The 16,686-nt window shown below is 72.1% G+C and carries 15 protein-coding genes; 10 read left to right on the plus strand and 5 right to left on the minus strand.

What is annotated here, in order from left to right:
• Positions 1–16: 16 nt before the first annotated feature.
• Complete coding sequence (locus J2X59_RS03165; RefSeq protein ID WP_311205967.1) at positions 17–586, minus strand: TetR family transcriptional regulator; 570 nt, start codon at positions 584–586, stop codon at positions 17–19.
• 85 nt (positions 587–671) lie between these two features.
• Here J2X59_RS03165 and J2X59_RS03170 point away from each other — a divergent pair, with 85 nt between their 5' ends.
• Positions 672–1,793: a zinc-binding alcohol dehydrogenase family protein gene (locus J2X59_RS03170; protein WP_326495682.1), complete on the plus strand. Its 1,122-nt coding sequence runs from the start codon at positions 672–674 to the stop codon at positions 1,791–1,793.
• A gap of 60 nt (positions 1,794–1,853) precedes the next feature.
• Here J2X59_RS03170 and J2X59_RS03175 read toward each other — a convergent pair whose 3' ends face one another.
• On the minus strand, positions 1,854–3,113 hold the full coding sequence (locus tag J2X59_RS03175) for a M18 family aminopeptidase (RefSeq protein ID WP_326495683.1): 1,260 nt from the start codon (positions 3,111–3,113) through the stop codon (positions 1,854–1,856).
• Positions 3,114–3,207: 94 nt separating this feature from the next.
• On the minus strand, positions 3,208–4,236 hold the full coding sequence (fbaA, locus tag J2X59_RS03180; RefSeq protein WP_066652690.1) for a class II fructose-bisphosphate aldolase: 1,029 nt from the start codon (positions 4,234–4,236) through the stop codon (positions 3,208–3,210).
• A 120-nt stretch (positions 4,237–4,356) separates the two neighbouring features.
• Here fbaA and glpX point away from each other — a divergent pair, with 120 nt between their 5' ends.
• Positions 4,357–5,346, plus strand: a complete 990-nt coding sequence (glpX, locus tag J2X59_RS03185; protein WP_081984693.1) for a class II fructose-bisphosphatase — start codon at positions 4,357–4,359, stop codon at positions 5,344–5,346.
• A gap of 147 nt (positions 5,347–5,493) precedes the next feature.
• Here glpX and rmuC read toward each other — a convergent pair whose 3' ends face one another.
• A complete protein-coding gene (gene rmuC / locus J2X59_RS03190) occupies positions 5,494–6,756 on the minus strand; it encodes a DNA recombination protein RmuC (RefSeq protein WP_326495684.1) in 1,263 nt (420 codons plus the stop codon).
• Positions 6,757–6,903: 147 nt separating this feature from the next.
• Between rmuC and iolC the strand changes: the two genes are divergently transcribed.
• The 8 genes from iolC (at position 6,904) to J2X59_RS03230 (ending at position 15,902) form a co-directional block, all read left to right on the plus strand.
• Positions 6,904–7,917, plus strand: coding sequence for a 5-dehydro-2-deoxygluconokinase (iolC, locus tag J2X59_RS03195; protein WP_209683709.1), 1,014 nt, complete (start codon positions 6,904–6,906; stop codon positions 7,915–7,917).
• Positions 7,910–8,899: a class I fructose-bisphosphate aldolase gene (locus tag J2X59_RS03200; RefSeq protein ID WP_326495685.1), complete on the plus strand. Its 990-nt coding sequence runs from the start codon at positions 7,910–7,912 to the stop codon at positions 8,897–8,899. The genes iolC and J2X59_RS03200 overlap by 8 nt, the downstream gene beginning before the upstream one ends.
• Positions 8,896–10,419: a CoA-acylating methylmalonate-semialdehyde dehydrogenase gene (locus J2X59_RS03205; protein ID WP_326495686.1), complete on the plus strand. Its 1,524-nt coding sequence runs from the start codon at positions 8,896–8,898 to the stop codon at positions 10,417–10,419. Before J2X59_RS03200 ends, J2X59_RS03205 begins: the two co-directional genes overlap by 4 nt.
• Before the next feature lie 8 nt (positions 10,420–10,427).
• Entirely contained in the window at positions 10,428–11,336 is a 909-nt protein-coding gene (iolB, locus tag J2X59_RS03210) for a 5-deoxy-glucuronate isomerase (RefSeq protein WP_326495687.1), read from the plus strand.
• Positions 11,333–13,270 (plus strand): 3D-(3,5/4)-trihydroxycyclohexane-1,2-dione acylhydrolase (decyclizing), encoded by a 1,938-nt coding sequence (gene iolD / locus J2X59_RS03215; protein WP_326495688.1) that lies wholly within the window; start codon positions 11,333–11,335, stop codon positions 13,268–13,270. Before iolB ends, iolD begins: the two co-directional genes overlap by 4 nt.
• A gap of 31 nt (positions 13,271–13,301) precedes the next feature.
• Complete coding sequence (locus J2X59_RS03220; RefSeq protein ID WP_326495689.1) at positions 13,302–14,252, plus strand: sugar phosphate isomerase/epimerase family protein; 951 nt, start codon at positions 13,302–13,304, stop codon at positions 14,250–14,252.
• Between the two features lie 17 nt (positions 14,253–14,269).
• A complete protein-coding gene (locus tag J2X59_RS03225) occupies positions 14,270–15,310 on the plus strand; it encodes a Gfo/Idh/MocA family protein (protein WP_209683703.1) in 1,041 nt (346 codons plus the stop codon).
• Between the two features lie 184 nt (positions 15,311–15,494).
• On the plus strand, positions 15,495–15,902 hold the full coding sequence (locus tag J2X59_RS03230) for a tautomerase family protein (RefSeq protein ID WP_326495690.1): 408 nt from the start codon (positions 15,495–15,497) through the stop codon (positions 15,900–15,902).
• Positions 15,903–15,920: 18 nt separating this feature from the next.
• Here the strand turns inward: J2X59_RS03230 and J2X59_RS03235 are convergent, their stop codons facing one another.
• Entirely contained in the window at positions 15,921–16,679 is a 759-nt protein-coding gene (locus tag J2X59_RS03235; protein ID WP_326495691.1) for a GntR family transcriptional regulator, read from the minus strand.
• Between the last annotated feature and the right edge of the window lie 7 nt (positions 16,680–16,686).

A 16,686-nucleotide genomic window follows, 5' to 3' on the forward strand; every position in this document is an offset into this window, starting at 1 on the left:
GCGGGCCGTGCGCCCGTCAGCGACCGGTGTCGAGCAGTCCGGTGACCCGGTCGACCGTGGCGTCGATGTGGTCCTGCAGCGGTGTTCCGTCCGCGTCCTCGAGCCACGTCTCGAGCGCGGTCTGCAGGACGAGGACCGTGAGCCCGGCGACGGAGCGGGCGGTCCGGTCGTCCTCGCCGCGGCGACGGAAGCCGTCCCGGACCGCCGCCCGCAGGTCCTCCTGCTTCCGCAGGTCCCGCTCCCGCAGGTCGGGCTCCTCGCTGATGATCCGTCGTGCGGCGAGCACCTGGTCGCGGCGGGGGTCGAACCGCTCGGCCGCGAGCCGCCGGAGCCCGTCGAGGACCACGCGCATCGGTGCCTCCTCGGCCGGCGCGGTCTCGATCATCCGGGTCGCGATCGCGGGGATCTCGTCGTCGCCGAAGAAGACCTCGCGCTTGTCGCTGAAGTGGCGGAAGAACGTGCGCCGGGTGACGCCCGCCCGCGCGACGATGTCGGGGACCGTCGTCGCATGGAAGCCGCGTTCCGCGAAGAGCTCCATCGCGGCCGTCCGCAGTCGCTCACGGGTGTCCGGTGCCCATCTCGCCATGGGGACACCCTAGTGATGACACTCGGTGCCGAGGGCGGGTAGAGTGACGACACCAGGTGTCATCGCTCGTGACGAAAGGCCCGCCGTGCCCGACAACTCCGCCGCTCTGCTCCGTGAACCCCGGGGCGCACTCGTCGTCGACCGGGTACCGGTCCCCGTCCCCGCCGAGGACGAGGTGGTCGTGCGCGTCCGCGCCGCCGCCGTCAACCCCGTGGACTGGGTGATCCAGGGCACGGGGCCGGTGACCTACCGCTGGCTCCGGACGCCGGCGGTGCTCGGCTCGGACGTCGCCGGCGAGGTCGTCGCCGTCGGCTCCGGCGTCACCCGCTTCGCGGTCGGCGACCGCGTCGTCGGACTCGCGACCGGGACCGACCGTGGCCGCGACCCGGTGCACGAGGGCGCGTTCCAGGAACACACCGCGCTGCTCGAACGCCTGACCGCCGCGGTGCCGGACGACGTGCCCCTCGAACAGGCCGCGGTCCTGCCGCTCGGGGCCTCGACCGCCGCCTGCGCGCTGTTCCAGCCGAAGCACCTCGGGCTCCCGCTCCCCGGGGCCGCCGACGCTCCGTCGGACCGCTCCGGCGTCGTCGTGGTCTGGGGTGGTTCGACGAGCGTCGGGATGAACGCGGTGCAGCTCGCCCGTGCCGCCGGGTACGCGGTCGTGAGCACCGCGTCGCCCCGGAACGCCGCGACCGTCCGGTCGCTCGGGGCCGACGTCGTCGTCGACCACGGTTCGCCGACGGCGGTGGACGACCTCGTCGCCGGCGTCGCCGGACGCCCCGTCGTCGGTGCCGTCGCGCTCGGGACGACCTCGACGGCCGCGTGCATCGAGGTGCTCCGCCGGACGGGTGGCACCGCGCTGGCGATGGCGAGCACGCCGGTCTCCCTCGACCGGATCGCCGGCCGTCGGCGACTCTTCCCGGCGATGCTCCCGGTGTTCACCCGCCTCGGACTCGCCACGCTGGCGCTCACGCTGCGTGCCCGTCGTGCGGGGATCCGGGCCGCGTTCGTGTGGGGGAGCAGCCTGCGCGACGACGACCTGGGCCCGGAGCTGTGGGGCCGGGTCCTGCCCGAGGGGCTCGCCGACGGCTCGATCCGACCGATGCCGGAGCCGCTCGTCGTCGGGCACGGGCCGGGCGCGGTGCAGGGCGCGATCGACCGGCAGCGTGCAGGGGTGTCCGCGCGCAAGGTGGTCGTGACGCTCTGACCCGCGGGCCAGCCGGCGCTGTCCGGCCGGCGCTGTCCGGCCGGCCGGGCCGTGACCCGCCTACCCGGCGAGGAAGGCGGCGACCGCGCCGTGCAGTGCCGCGAGGTCGTCCACGTGCACGAGCTCACGGACCGAGTGCATCGACAGCAGGCCGACGCCGATGTCGATCGTCGGGATGCCGAGCCGCGTCGCCGCGATCGGGCCGATGGTCGAGCCACCGGGGATGGTGTTCACGTTGACGAAGGGCTGCCAGGAGACGCCGGCGGTGTCGCAGGCGGTCGCCCACACGGCCTCGCCCTTCGCCTCGGTCATGTAACGCTGGTTCGCGCTGATCTTCAGGAGCGGGCCCGCTCCCGGACGCGGACGGTTCGTCGGGTCGTGCTTCTCCGGCTGGTTCGGGTGGACGAGGTGTCCGGCGTCGCTCGACAGGAGCCAGGACGCCCGGAACGCCCGGGCGGCCTCGGAGCGGGTGGCACCGAGCCCCTCCTGCACACGGCCGAGCACGTCCTCGAGGAACGGGCCACCGGCACCGGACGGGGTCGAGGAACCGATCTCCTCGTGGTCGAACGCCGCGAACACCGGGATGTGGTCGCCGTCGGTCGGCGCGTCGACGACCCCGCGGAGCCCGGCGTGCACGCTCGTCAGGTTGTCCATGCGGCCGGACGCGAGGAACTCCCGATCGATGCCGATGCGCGCCGGGGGCTGTGTGTCCGCGAGGAAGAGGTCCCACGAGACCGCGTCCTCCCCGAGCCGGCCGCGCAGCCACCCGAGCACGTCGGTGCCGCCGGTGGTGCCGTCCGTGCCGACGACCGGCAGGGTGTGGCGCTGCCGGTCGATCTCCTTGCCGTCGTTCACCCCGCGGTCGAGGTGGATCGCGAGGTTCGGGATCCGCGCGACCGCGTCGGTCGACACGAGCCGCACCGAGCCGTCGGCGTCGACCACACGTCCGGCGATGCGGAGGTCGCGGTCGAACCAGGTCGACAGGAGGGCACCGCCGTAGACCTCGACGTTGAGCTGCTCCCAGCCACCGACGCGCACGGTCGGGTTCGGCTTGATGCGGAAGCCCGGGGAGTCGGTGTGGGCACCGAGGATCCGGAAGGGGGTGGTGGGCGTCGCCGACTCCGGCAGACGCCAGGCGATGACCGCGCCGTCGCGGACGACGACGTAGGCGCCCGCCTCGGTCGGCCAGGCGTCGAGTTCCGACAGCTCGGTGAACCCCGCTGCGACGAGCTGGTCCCGCGCGACCGCGGCCGCGTGGAACGCGGTGGGGGACTCGGTGACGTACTGGGCGAACGAGGAGGCGATGGCGTCGGAGGTCACCCGCCCATCGTGGCACGGGCGGTGGCGGTGACCGGACGCGGAACGGGGCGCGTCCTTGCGGACGCGCCCCGTTCCTCCCGGCTGGTGGTGCCGATCAGCCCTTGCTGTTGCCGGCCGAGCCGAGGACCTTCGCCGCCTCGACGACGCGGGCCGCCATGGCGGTCTCGGCGACCTTGCCCCAGGCACGCGGGTCGTACTGCTTCTTGTTGCCGACCTCGCCGTCGATCTTCAGCACGCCCTCGTAGTTCCGGAACATCGAGTCGGCGATCGAGCGCGTGAACGCGTACTGCGTGTCCGTGTCGATGTTCATCTTGATGACACCGTTGCGCACGGCCTCGTGGATCTCGTCGTCGGTCGAGCCGGAGCCGCCGTGGAAGACGAGGTCGAGCGGGTTCTCACCGGTGCCGTGCTTCTGCGCGACCGAGGCCTGGATCTCGCCGAGGAGCTCCGGGCGCAGCTTGACGTTGCCCGGCTTGTAGACGCCGTGCACGTTGCCGAACGTGAGCGCGGCGATCCAGCGACCCCGGTCGCCGAGCCCGAGGGCGTCGACGACCTTCTCGACGTCGTTCGGGGTCGTGTAGAGCGCGTCGTTGGTGCCCTCGTGCTGGACGCCGTCCTCTTCTCCGCCGACGACGCCGATCTCGACCTCGAGGATCGCGTTGATGTTGCGCGTCTTCTCGATCATCGTGCGGGCGATCTCGATGTTCTCGTCGAGCGGCACGGCCGAGCCGTCCCACATGTGCGACTGGAAGATCGGGTTGCGGCCCTGGCGGACCTCCTCCTCGCTCGCGGCGATGAGGGGCATGACGAAGCCGTCGAGGGCGTCCTTCGGGCAGTGGTCCGTGTGCAGCGCGACCGTGACGTCGTAGTTCTTCGCGACCTCGTGGGCGAAGCGGGCCATCGCGAGGGCGCCGGCGGCGCGGTTCTTCACGGTGTGCCCGGCGAAGTAGTCGGCGCCACCGGTCGTGACCTGGAGGATGCCGTCCGAGCCGGCCTCCTGCAGGCCCTGGAGGACCGCGTTGATCGTCTGGGAGGAGGACACGTTCACCGCGGGGTAGGCGAACTTGCCGGCCTTCGCTCGTTCGAGCATCTCGGCGTACTGTTCCGGCGTTGCGATGGGCACTGCGATCTCCTTCGACTGGTGGTTCCCCGCCGAGCCTAGTCAGGGCTCCTCAACGGGTTACAGCGTGCACGTCCGTGCACCCGTGCGGCCGCCCCGGAGCCCGGTCGGTAGGCTCTGGTCGTGACTCCCACGACTGAGACCGGCTCCCTGTTCCTCCAGCCCGACCGCAACCTGGCGCTCGAGCTCGTGCGTGCGACGGAGGCCGCCGCGATCCGTGCGCAGCCGTGGGTCGGCCGGGGCGAGAAGAACCTCGCGGACGGCGCAGCCGTCGACGCGATGCGGAAGTTCCTCGGCACGGTGAACTTCGACGGTGTGGTCGTCATCGGCGAGGGCGAGAAGGACGACGCCCCCATGCTCTTCAACGGCGAGCACGTCGGCAACGGCCACGGCCCGGCCTGCGACATCGCGGTCGACCCGATCGACGGCACCTCGCTCACCGCCGCCGGCCGGCAGAACGCCATCTCCGTGATGGCCGTCTCCGACCGCGGCTCGATGTACGACCCGTCGGCGGTGTTCTACATGGACAAGATCGCCGCGGGCCCCGAGGGTCGTGGCGTCCTCGACCTCGAGAAGCCGATCGGCGAGAACATCCGCGCGCTCGCGAAGGCGAAGCACAAGGACATCGAGGACATGCAGATCGCCGTCCTCGACCGTCCGCGCCACGACGAGCTCATCCGCGCGATCCGCGCTACGGGCGCCGGCACGCGCCTGCTGCTCGACGGCGACGTCGCCGGTGGCATCTCGGCGGCACTGCCCGGTTCGAAGATCGACATGTGCGTCGGTGTCGGCGGTACGCCCGAGGGCATCATCACCGCGTGCGCGATCAAGGCGCTCGGCGGTGTGATCCTCGGCAAGCTCCAGCCCAAGGACGACGAGGAGCGCCAGAAGGCACTCGACGCCGGGCACGACCTGGACAAGGTCCTCGACCAGGACGACCTCGTGACGGGCGACAACACGTTCTTCGTCGCGACGGGCGTCACCGACGGTGTCCTCGTGGACGGTGTCCGCCGGTCGCGCGGTGTCATCCACACCGACTCGCTCGTGCTCCGCTCGCGCTCGAACACCATCCGCCGCATCCAGGCCGACCACCGCGCCGAGAAGTGGTTCTGATCCGGCCGGACCGCTGACGGCCGTCGGGACGCCTGACCGCTCGCACGACGAGAAGCACCCCGAACCACGCGATCACGTGGTTCGGGGTGCTTCTCGTCGTGCCGGAGCACCTCGCGCCGCGGCGCCTCGTGCCGTGGCGCCGCGCGGTCAGTCCTCGTCGAGGGCGCCGACGAGCTCCGGCGCGGTGAGCAGCCGCGGCTCGTCGTCGATCGTCGCCGGGTCGGCGAGCACCTTCGACTCGTCGAGCAGCGACAGCCGCCGGGCGCTCGGCAGCACCTGGCGCTCGAGCGACCCCACGAAGCGGTTGTAGTCGACGACCGAGCCGCGGATGGCCCGGCCGAGCTTGTCGACGTGCCCGCCCATGGTGGCCAGGCGGCCGTACAGCTCGCGGGACACCCGGAAGAGCTCGCGTGCCTCGGCGGTGACGACGTCCTGCTGCCACGAGAACGCCACCGTCTTCAGCACCGACCACAGCGTGACGGGTGACGCCAGTGCGATGCGCTTGCGGAAGGCGTGGTCGAGCAGTCCGGGGTCGGCGGCCAGCGCGCTCGAGACCAGCGACTCGGACGGGATGAACGCGATCGTCAACTCGGGCGACGCGTCGTAGCCCGTCCAGTACTCGCGGGCGGCGAGGGCGTCGACGTGCGCCCGGAGCGCCTTGACGTGCTGCGCGATGAGCTGCTCGCGCCGGGCACCCTCGGCACCCGTCGCGCTCGCCGGGATCTCGGCCGCCTGCAGGTAGGCGCTGAACGGCACCTTCGCGTCGACGGCGATCGTCTTGCCGCCGGGCAGGTGCACGACCATGTCGGGTCGGGCGGTCCCCGCGGTCGTCGTGATGGAGGACTGCACGTCGAAGTCCACGCGTTCGAGGAGCCCCGCGGCCTCGACGACGTTCCGGAGCTGCGTCTCGCCCCACACGCCGCGGGTGCTGTTCGAGGACAGGGCGCTCGCGAGGGTGTCGGCCGTCGCGCGGAGCCGTTCCTCGGACTCGGCGGCGGATCGCAGCTGCGCGGAGAGGGCACCGTACTGCTCGCTGCGGGACTGCTCGAGTTCGGCGATCTTCGCGCGCATGACGTCGAGCGTCTGCGCGACCGGGCTCAGCGCAGAGAGCACCTTCGACTCGCCCTGTGTGCGCGCGGCGTCGGCGCCGTGCATGCGTTGCACGAGGTGCTCGAGCTCGGCGGCACGGCGTTCGAGGGAGTCGACCTGCCGGCGGTACTGGGCGTCCTGGGCGTCGAGGCGCTCCTCGGCGTCGGCGCGCACCGAGTCGAGCTGCGCACGCAGCACGTCGGCCGTCGCCCGTGCGGCTGCCGCCTCCACCCCGGCGCGCGAGCGGGCGAGCGACCACGCGACGACGGCACCGACGGCCGTACCGAGGACGAGGCCGATGACCAGGGCGAGGATCTGCATGTCGTGACCCTGGCAGGTCCCACCGACACGCGCCTCCAGGCCGGAGAGGCGCCGGACAGCAGCCCGATCCATGTACTGACATCAGCGCAAAGTCCGTGTACAGTCGTGCTCGTCCGCCGATGAAGCCGCCCGGAAGGTCCGCGTCGCATGACCGACGAAGCCCCGCACGTCCACGACGTGATCACGATGGGACGCGTCAGTGTCGACGTCTACCCGCAGCAGACCGGACCGCTCGAGGACGTCACCACCTTCTCGAAGTCCGTCGGTGGGAGCGCGACCAACGTCGCCGTCGCCGCCGCCCGGCACGGCGCGGACGCAGCGGTGATCACCCGCACCGGCAACGACCCCTTCGGCCGCTACATCGCCCGCACCCTGCCGGAGTTCGGCGTCGCGAACGACTTCGTCGAGCCGGTCGAGGGCCTCAACACGCCCGTGGCGTTCTGTGAGATCTTCCCGCCGGACGACTTCCCGCTCTACTTCTACCGCGCGCCGAAGGCGCCGGACCTGATGATCACGTCGGAGTCCCTGCCGCTGCACGCGATCGAACGGACGCGGGTGTTCTGGACGACCGTGACGGGACTCAGCGAGGAGCCGAGCCGCAGCGCGCACCACGCGGCCGCCGCGGCACGGAGCGCGGCACTGCGGGCGCCGGGCGCCACCGGGCGGCACACCGTGCTCGACCTCGACTACCGAGCGGTGTTCTGGCCCGAGCCGGCGGCCGCGACGCGCGAGGTCGCCGTCGCCCTCGACCACGCCACCGTCGCCGTCGGCAACCGTGAGGAGTGCGAGATCGCCGTGGGGGAGACCGACCCCCTGCGCGCCGCCGACGCCCTGCTCGAGCGCGGCGTCGAGCTCGCGATCGTGAAGCAGGGCCCGAGGGGCGTGCTGGCGAAGACCCGCGACGAGACCGTCGCGTACCGACCGCACGCCGTCGACGTCGTCAACGGCCTCGGGTCCGGCGACGGGTTCGGCGGAGCACTCGTGCACGGGCTGCTGCAGGGCTGGAGCCTCGACCGCACCCTCGCGTTCGCGAACGCGGCCGGGGCGATCGTCGCCACCCGGTTCGAGTGCTCGACCGCGATGCCGACGAGCGACGAGGTCGAGGGCTTCCTGCGCACGAACCCCGCGCCGGCGACCGCGGAGGAGGGCGTCGGTGCCTGAGGTCAGCCCGGCCGACTTCGCCCGGTTGCGCGACCTGCGCGCCGGATCACCGGAACGCGTCGGGGAGGTCCTGCGGACCCGGACCCGCCGTCCGCTGCTCGCCGAGGACGGCAGGCTCCTCATCGTCGCCGCGGACCACCCGGCGCGCGGTGCGCTCGCGGTCCGCGACGACGCCTCGGCGATGGCCGACCGGTACGACCTGCTCGAACGGCTCGTCGTGGCCCTCGGCCGCCCGGGCGTCGACGGGGTCCTCGGCACGCCGGACGTCCTCGAGGACCTGGCGCTCCTCGGGGCGCTCGACGGTAAGGTCGTCGTCGGCTCGATGAACCGCGGCGGCCTGCGCGGAGCATCGTTCGAGCTCGACGACCGCTACACCGCGTACTCGGCGCAGGCGATCACGGACGCCGGGCTCGACGTCGCGAAGCTGCTCGTCCGGATCGCGCTCGACGATCCCGGCACCGCCTCGACGCTCGAGGCGACGGCGCGGGCGGTGACCGAGGCCGCGGCCCTGCAGCTGCCGATCATGCTCGAGCCGTTCATGTCCTCGTGGCGGGACGGCAGGGTCGTCAACGACCTGAGCGCCGACGCCGTCATCACGTCGATGGCGATCGCCGCCGGCCTGGGTGAGTCGAGCGCCTACAGCTGGCTCAAGGTCCCGGTCGTCGACGACATGGCACGCGTGATGGCTGCGACCACCCTGCCGACGCTGCTGCTCGGCGGCGACCCGTCGGGCAGTCCGGACGAGACGTACGCCGCCTGGGACGACGCGCTCGCCCTGCCGGGCGTCCGCGGGCTCGTCGTCGGTCGCACCCTGCTCTACCCGCAGGACGGCGACGTCGCCGCCGCCGTCGACGTCGCCGCCGCACTCGTCCACAGCCGGGAGGCACGGGGCGATCGCTCCACACCGGCTCGCCGACGCGCCGACTCGCCCGCCCCGTCCGCCACCCTGGACCCGTCCGTCCCGGAAGGAAGCACCGCATGACCACCAGCACCGAGACCAGCGCCGGCAGCACGACGGTCGGGCACTGGATCGACGGCGAGCACGTCGCCTCGGCCTCCGGTCGGACCGCCCCGGTCCACGACCCGGCGCTCGGCGTCGTGACGAAGCGGGTCGCCCTGGCCGACGAGGCCGAGGTCCAGCGGGCGATCGCGAGTGCCAAGGCGGCGTTCCCGGCGTGGTCGGATCTGTCGCTCGCGAAGCGCCAGCAGATCATGTTCGCGTTCCGTGAGGTCCTCAACCGCGACAAGGCCGAGCTCGCCGAGATCATCACGAGCGAGCACGGAAAGGTCATCGACGACGCCCTGGGGGAGATCGCCCGCGGGCAGGAGGTGGTCGAGCTGGCGACGAGCATCCCGTCACTGATGAAGGGCGAGTTCTCGGACCAGGTGTCGAACGGCATCGACGTGTACTCGATCCGTCAACCGCTCGGTGTCGTGGGCATCATCTCGCCCTTCAACTTCCCGGCGATGGTGCCGCTCTGGTTCCTGCCGATCGCGATCGCCGCCGGCAACACCGTCGTGCTCAAGCCCAGCGAGAAGGACCCGTCCGCCGCGATGTGGCTCGCGCGGAAGTTCCGGGAGGCCGGTCTGCCCGACGGCGTGTTCACGGTGCTCAACGGCGACAAGGCAGCGGTCGACGGGCTCCTCACCAGCCCCGACGTCGAGTCGATCTCGTTCGTCGGGTCCACGCCGATCGCCCGGTACGTGTCCGAGACGGGCACGAAGCACGGCAAGCGCGTCCAGGCGCTCGGCGGGGCGAAGAACCACATGCTGGTGCTGCCGGACGCGGACGTCGACCTCGTCGCGGACAACGCGGTCAACGCGGGCTTCGGCTCGGCCGGTGAGCGCTGCATGGCGATCTCGGTGGTGGTGGCGGTCGAGCCGGTCGCCGACGAGCTGATCGCGAAGATCAGCGAGCGCGCGGCGACGCTGCGCGTCGGCGACGGACGTCGGGGCTGCGACATGGGCCCGCTCGTCACCGAGCAGCACCGCGACAGGGTCGCTTCGTACATCGAGGTCGCCGAGCAGGACGGAGCCGAGGTCGTGGTGGACGGCCGCACCGTGCGACCCGACGGCGACGAGAACGGCTTCTGGCTCGGCCCGACGCTGATCGACCGGGTGCCGACGTCGAGTCGCGTCTACACCGAGGAGATCTTCGGTCCGGTGCTCTCGGTCGTCCGGGTGCAGTCCTACGACGAGGGGCTTGAGCTGATCAACTCCGGCGCCTTCGGCAACGGCACCGCGATCTTCACGAACGACGGTGGAGCCGCTCGACGATTCCAGCGCGACGTGCAGGTCGGCATGATCGGCATCAACGTGCCGATCCCGGTGCCGGTGGCGTACTACTCGTTCGGCGGCTGGAAGAACTCGCTGTTCGGCGACCACAAGGCGTACGGCGCCGACGGGGTGGCCTTCTTCACCAGGCAGAAGGCGATCACCTCCCGCTGGCTCGACCCGGCAGTGCACGGCGGTGTCGACCTCGGCTTCCCGTCGAACGGCTGACGCGCAGCATGGCGAACGAACAGCAGCAGCGCGACCGCTGGTTCATCCCGGCGGGCTCCCGCCCCGAGGCGGGCTGGACCGACGTGGTCGACGGCCGCGTCGAGGGGTGGACGCACACCGGTCTGCGGACCGGCGCCCTGCAGGACGGTGGCGAGCTGCGCCTCCCGGCCGACGCGGTCGAGCGCCTCGTCGTCCCGCTCGCCGGCAGCTTCACCGTGGCGTACGACGACACCGAGCAGGCGCTCGAGGGACGCACCGGCGTCTTCGAGGGGCCGACCGACGTCCTCTACCTGGGCTCCGGCACCGCCGCGACGATCACCGGCTCCGGTCGTGTCGCCGTGGCCGAGGCGCCTACGGAGACGGTCCAGCCGAGCACGTACATCGCCCGCGTCGACGTCCCCGTGGAACTCCGCGGCGCGGGGCAGTCGAGCCGGCAGGTGCACAACTTCGGGACCCCGGCCGCCCTCGACGCGGTGCGGTTCATCGTCTGCGAGGTGATCACGCCGGCCGGCAACTGGTCGTCGTACCCGCCGCACAAGCACGACACGAACCGCCCGGGCGAGGAGTCGGACCTCGAGGAGATCTACTACTACGAAGCCGCCGTGACCCGTGGTCTGCAGGCTCCCGAGCAGGCCGACCCCTTCGCCCTGCACCGCACGTACGCCTCGGACGACCGGCCCATCGACGAGTTCCGCCAGGTGCGGACCGGGGACATCGCCCTCGTGCCGTACGGCTGGCACGGACCGGCCGTCGCGGCACCGGGCTACGACATGTACTACCTCAACGTCATGGCCGGACCGGACCCGGAGCGCGTCTGGAACATCACCGACGACCCCGCCCACGGGTGGGTCCGGCAGACGTGGACCTCGGAACCGATCGACCCGCGCCTGCCCTACGAGAAGGAGCCCTCCCGATGAGCCAGTACGCCGGCCCGGAGCAGACCCGTCGGATGACCGTCGGTCAGGCGCTCGTCGCGTTCCTGGCGAACCAGTGGACCGTCGACGGTGACCACCGCGAGCGCACGATCCCGGGGATCTTCGGCATCTTCGGGCACGGCAACGTCGCCGGTCTCGGGCAGGCGATCAAGCAGCTCCACGTCGACCAGCCCGGCCTGCTGCCGTACCACCAGGCCCGCAACGAGCAGGCGATGGTGCACCAGGCCGTCGGGTTCGCCCGGATGCACCGCCGCCGGGCGACCTTCGCGTCGACGGCCTCGGTCGGCCCCGGCGCGGCGAACATGCTCACCGGCGCCGCGCTCGCGACGACGAACCGGCTGCCCGCGCTCCTGCTGCCGTCGGACACCTTCGCCACCCGCAGGACCGATCCGGTGCTGCAGCAGATCGAGATGCCGCACGACCCGTCGCTGCAGGTGACGGATGCGTTCCGGCCGCTGTCGCGGTTCTTCGACCGCGTCGAACGGCCCGAGCAGCTGTTCCCGATCGCGCTCGCCGCGATGCGGGTGCTCACCGACCCGGCCGAGACCGGCGCCGTGACGATCGCCCTGCCCGAGGACGTCCAGGCCGAAGCGCTCGACGTGCCGGTGACGTTCCTGCAACCGCGCGAGTGGCACGTCCGGCGTCCGCTGCCGGAACGCGGACCGCTGGCCCGTGCGGTCGAGGCGATCCGGAGCGCCGAGCGTCCCGTGGTCGTGGCCGGTGGTGGCGTGCTCTACTCGGGTGCCGAGGACGAACTCGCGGCCTTCGTCGAGACGACCGGCATCCCCGTCGGCACCTCGCAGGCGGGCGGCGGCTCGCTCGTCTGGGACCACCCGCAGTACCTCGGCGGCATCGGGGCGACGGGGACGGCTGCGGCGAACGCGATCGCCGCACGGGCCGACGTCGTGATCGGCATCGGCACGCGGTACAGCGACTTCACCACGGCGTCCCGGACGGCGTTCCAGGACCCCGACGTGACCTTCGTCAACGTGAACGTCGCCGCGTTCGACGCCCACAAGCACGGCTCGCAGCTGCCGCTGGTCGCGGACGCCCGGGAGGCGCTGGTCGCGCTGACCGAGATGCTCACGGCAGGTTCGTCGGACGCCCCGTCGTACGCCGTCTCCGCCGGGTACGCCGCCGAGGTCGCGTCGCGGAAGCAGGAGTGGGACGCCGTCGTCGACGCCGCGTCCGTGCCGTCCGGACGCGCGGTCCCGGGCCAGTCGGAGATCATCGGCGCGGTCCGGGCGGCGACGGACCCGCGCGACGTCGTGGTCCAGGCGGCTGGCTCGCTGCCCGGCGACCTGCACAAGCTCTGGCGGGTCCGCGACCCGCTCGGGTACCACGTCGAGTACGCCTTCTCGTGCATGGGCTACGAGATCGCCGGCGGCATCGGCGTGCGACGCGGCGCCCCGGACCGCGACGCGATCGTCCTCGTCGGCGACGGTTCGTACCTGATGCTGCACACCGAGCTGGTGACGGCGGTCGCCGAGGGCATCAAGATCGTCGTCGTGCTCGTGCAGAACGACGGCTACGCGTCGATCGGCCGCCTGTCCGAGACCGTCGGTTCCGAGCGCTACGGCACGGAGTACCGCTACCGGGACGACACCGGGTCGTTCGAGAACGACGAGGTGCTGCCCGTCGACCTCGCCGCGAACGCGCGCTCCTACGGCGTCGACGTGATCGAGGTCCGCCCCGGCCCGGACGTGATCGCCGACCTGACCGCGGCCGTGCGGCAGGCCAAGGCGAACGACCACACCACGCTGGTGCACGTGCACGCCGACCCGCTCGCCCCCGCCCCCGAGGGTGACGGCTGGTGGGACGTCCCCGTCGCCGAGATCTCGACCCTGCCGAGCACCCGGCAGGCCCGCGCCGAGTACGAGCAGCAGGTCGCGTCGCAGCGCCCCCTGCTCGGCTGAACGAACCCATCCCACGAAGGACGACGACGTCATGACCGACACCGCCGACACCGCTGCCACCGACGCAGCGGCCGCCCCCGCCGCGATCCGCATCGGCACCGCCCCCGACTCCTGGGGCGTCTGGTTCCCGGACGACCCGGGCCAGGTGCCGTGGCAGCGCTTCCTCGACGAGGCCGCAGCAGCCGGCTACACGTGGATCGAGCTCGGTCCGTACGGGTACCTGCCCACCGATCCGGCGCAGCTGTCCGACGAGCTCGAGTCCCGCGGCCTCCGGCTGTCCGCCGGCACGGTCTTCACCGGGTTCCACAAGGGTGACGACCAGTTCCAGCGGGCGTGGGACCAGGCGGTCGCGGTCGCCGGGCTCGCGTCGGCGCTCGGTGCCCGGCACCTCGTGACGATCCCGGACCTCTGGCGCTCGGACGCGACCGGTGCGGTGCTCGAGTCGCGGACCCTGACCGACGAGCAGTGGGAGCGCCTCGGCAGGGGACACGACCAGCTGGGCAAGGCGCTGCTCGAGGAGTTCGGCGTCCACCAGCAGTTCCACACGCACGCCGACAGCCACGTCGGCACGTACCGCGAGACCGTGCGCTTCCTCGAGGAGACCGACCCGCGGTACACGAACCTGTGCCTGGACACCGGGCACTTCGCCTACTACGGCGGCGACAACCTCCGCATGATCGCCGAACACCCGGAGCGCATCGGCTACCTCCACCTCAAGCAGGTCGACACCGAGCTGCTGTTCGACGTGCTCAAGAACGACGTGCCCTTCGCGACGGCCGTGGCGCAGGGCATCATGACCGAGCCGCCGCACGGCACCCCCGAGCTCGCCCCGGTCATCGAGGCCGTCGCCCGGATCGACCCGGATGTCTTCGGCATCGTCGAGCAGGACATGTACGGCTGCTCGGTCGACGCCCCCGGCCCGATCGCCGAGCGCACCGTCCGGCACATCCTCGGCTCGACCGCCTCGGCGCGCGTCCGCTGACCCCCCAGGAGAACCCCGTGAGCACCACCGAGAACCTCCGCGTCGCCGTCGTCGGAGCCGGCGCGATGGGCAGCGACCACGTCCGTCGCATCACGTCCACGATCGCCGGCGCAGACGTCGTCGCCGTCGTCGACCCGGACACCGCCCGGGCCACCGCCACCGCCGAGCGGGCACCGGGGGCGCTCACCGCAGCGTCGTTCGAGGACGCCCTCGACGCGACGCCGATCGATGCCGTGCTCGTCGCGACGCCCGGGTTCCTGCACGAGCCCGTCCTCGTGCCGGCGATCGAGCGTGGTCTCGCCGTCCTGTGCGAGAAACCCCTCACCACGAGCGCGGAGGACTCCCTGCGCATCGTCGAGCTCGAGCAGGCGAGGTCCGACCGCCCACGGATCCAGGTCGGCTTCATGCGTCGCTTCGACAAGGGGTACCAGGAGCTCCGGGCACTCCGGGAGTCCGGCACGAACGGCGCGCTGCTCGCCCTGCACCACGCGCACCGCAACCCGACGACGCCGCCGAACTTCAGCGAGTCGATGCTCATCCACGACTCGGTCATCCACGAGATCGACATCATCCCGTTCCTCACGGGCGAGCCGATCGTCGCGGTCGAGGTGAAGAAGCCCCGCAGGAACTCGCTCGGACCGGTCGACCTGCCGGAGCCGCAGTTCGTGCTGTTCACCACCGCGTCGGGCACCATGGCGATCGTCGAGATCAACGTCAACGCGCAGTTCGGGTACCAGGTGACGACCGACGCCGTGTTCGAGTCCGGCGTCGCGTACATCGGGCGCGAGACGACGATGAACGTCGTGTCGGCCGGTGTCTCGGGCCAGGGCGTCACCCCGTCCTTCGTCGAGCGCTTCGGCGCCGCGTACGACGAGGAGGTCCAGCGCTGGGTGGACGCTGCCCGCACCGGGGGCATCGACGGGCCGAGCGCCTGGGACGGCTACACGGCGTCGGTCGTCGCCGAGGTCGCCGTGCGGGCGCAGCAGACCGGCGCCCTCGAGCACGTGACCTACGCCACCGCGAAGCCCGCGTTCTACGAGACGACGCCTGACGCCTGAGGACGCACCCTGACGAAGGACGCCTGACGGCGGCGCCCGGCGGCGGGCGCCCGGCGACGGAGGTGCCGGCACCGGTGCTGGAGACGGGCCGTGTACCGGACGGGAGGCGCGGTGCATGCTGGCACCGCGCCTCCCGTCCGCGACGGCGCACCGCCACCCCCCCCACGCACCCCCAGGAGGCACCATGCCGCTCGTCCGCATCGATCTCGTCACCGGTCGCACCCCGGAGCAGGTGCGTGCCGTCGCCGACGCGGTCCACACCGCCATCGTCGCCGAGTACGGCATCCCCGAGCGCGACCGGTTCCAGGTGATCACCGAGCACCCGGCGCAGCAGATCATCGCGCAGGACGCCGGTCTCGGCTTCGAGCGGACCGAGGGCGTCGTCATGGTCCAGGTCTTCACCCAGGGCGGTCGGAGCGACGAGGCGAAGCAGGGTCTCTACCGCGCCGTGCACGACCGGCTCGCCGAGGTCGGCGTCGCGAGCGAGGACGTCTTCATCGGCTACGTGGAGAACGGGCCGCAGGACTGGTCGTTCGGGTTCGGCCGTGCCCAGTACGTGACCGGCGAGCTCGGCGTCCCCTCCGCCGGCTGAGGCAGCGGGTCCGCCGGCCTACTTGTCGACGAGGGTGACCTCGAACGAGTAGCGGTCCGGGCGGTAGCAGTGCACCCCGTACTCCACCGCCCGGCCCGACGCGTCGTACGCCGTGCGGCTCATCGTCAGGACCGGGTCACCGTCCTCGATCTCGAGCAGCGAGGCCTCGTCGTCGGTGGCCGCCCGTGCCCCGATCCGCTGCTTCGCGACCCGCATCGTGACACCCCGGCCGCGGAGCAGCTGGTACAGCCCGTGCGTCTGCAGGTCCTCGTCGGTGATCGCCGTGAACTCGGGCGGCAGGAAGTTCTCGAGGATCGCCATCGGGACGTCCTCGGCGAAGCGGACCCGGCGGATGTGGACGACCGGCGTGCCCGGGGCGGTGCCGAGGGCCTCGGCGACGACGTCGCTCGCCGGCAGGTCCGTGCGCTCGAGCAGCGTGGTCGCCGGTGCCTGCGAGCCCTGCGCGAGGTCGTCGTACAGGCTCGTCAGCTCCACCTTGCGCGTCACGGGGCCGTGCACGACCTGCGTGCCGATCCCTCGACGACGGACGAGCAGCCCCTTGTCGACCAGGTCCTGGATGGCTCGGCGGATCGTCGGGCGCGAGAGCCCGAGTCGCTCGCCGAGGGCGATCTCGTTCTCGAGCCGTGCTCCGGGCGGCATCGCACCGGAGCGGATCGCCTCCTCGAGCCGCGATGCGACCTGGAAGTACAGCGGCACCGGCCCGGAGCGGTCCAGGTCCGTGGAGAAGTCGGACGGCAGCTGGCCCTCGTTGGTCATCGCGGTC

This window comes from Curtobacterium sp. 260, assembly GCF_030803485.1.
Classification (GTDB): Bacteria; Actinomycetota; Actinomycetes; order Actinomycetales; family Microbacteriaceae; genus Curtobacterium.

Coding starts and splice junctions, on each gene's coding strand:
- J2X59_RS03235 (WP_326495691.1), bottom strand. CDS start 16,679: ATGACCAACGAGGGCCAGCTGCCGTCCGACTTCTCCACGGACCTGGAC.
- iolD (WP_326495688.1), top strand. CDS start 11,333: ATGAGCCAGTACGCCGGCCCGGAGCAGACCCGTCGGATGACCGTCGGT.
- J2X59_RS03205 (WP_326495686.1), top strand. CDS start 8,896: ATGACCACCAGCACCGAGACCAGCGCCGGCAGCACGACGGTCGGGCAC.
- J2X59_RS03220 (WP_326495689.1), top strand. CDS start 13,302: ATGACCGACACCGCCGACACCGCTGCCACCGACGCAGCGGCCGCCCCC.
- iolC (WP_209683709.1), top strand. CDS start 6,904: ATGACCGACGAAGCCCCGCACGTCCACGACGTGATCACGATGGGACGC.
- iolB (WP_326495687.1), top strand. CDS start 10,428: ATGGCGAACGAACAGCAGCAGCGCGACCGCTGGTTCATCCCGGCGGGC.
- rmuC (WP_326495684.1), bottom strand. CDS start 6,756: ATGCAGATCCTCGCCCTGGTCATCGGCCTCGTCCTCGGTACGGCCGTC.
- J2X59_RS03165 (WP_311205967.1), bottom strand. CDS start 586: ATGGCGAGATGGGCACCGGACACCCGTGAGCGACTGCGGACGGCCGCG.
- J2X59_RS03230 (WP_326495690.1), top strand. CDS start 15,495: ATGCCGCTCGTCCGCATCGATCTCGTCACCGGTCGCACCCCGGAGCAG.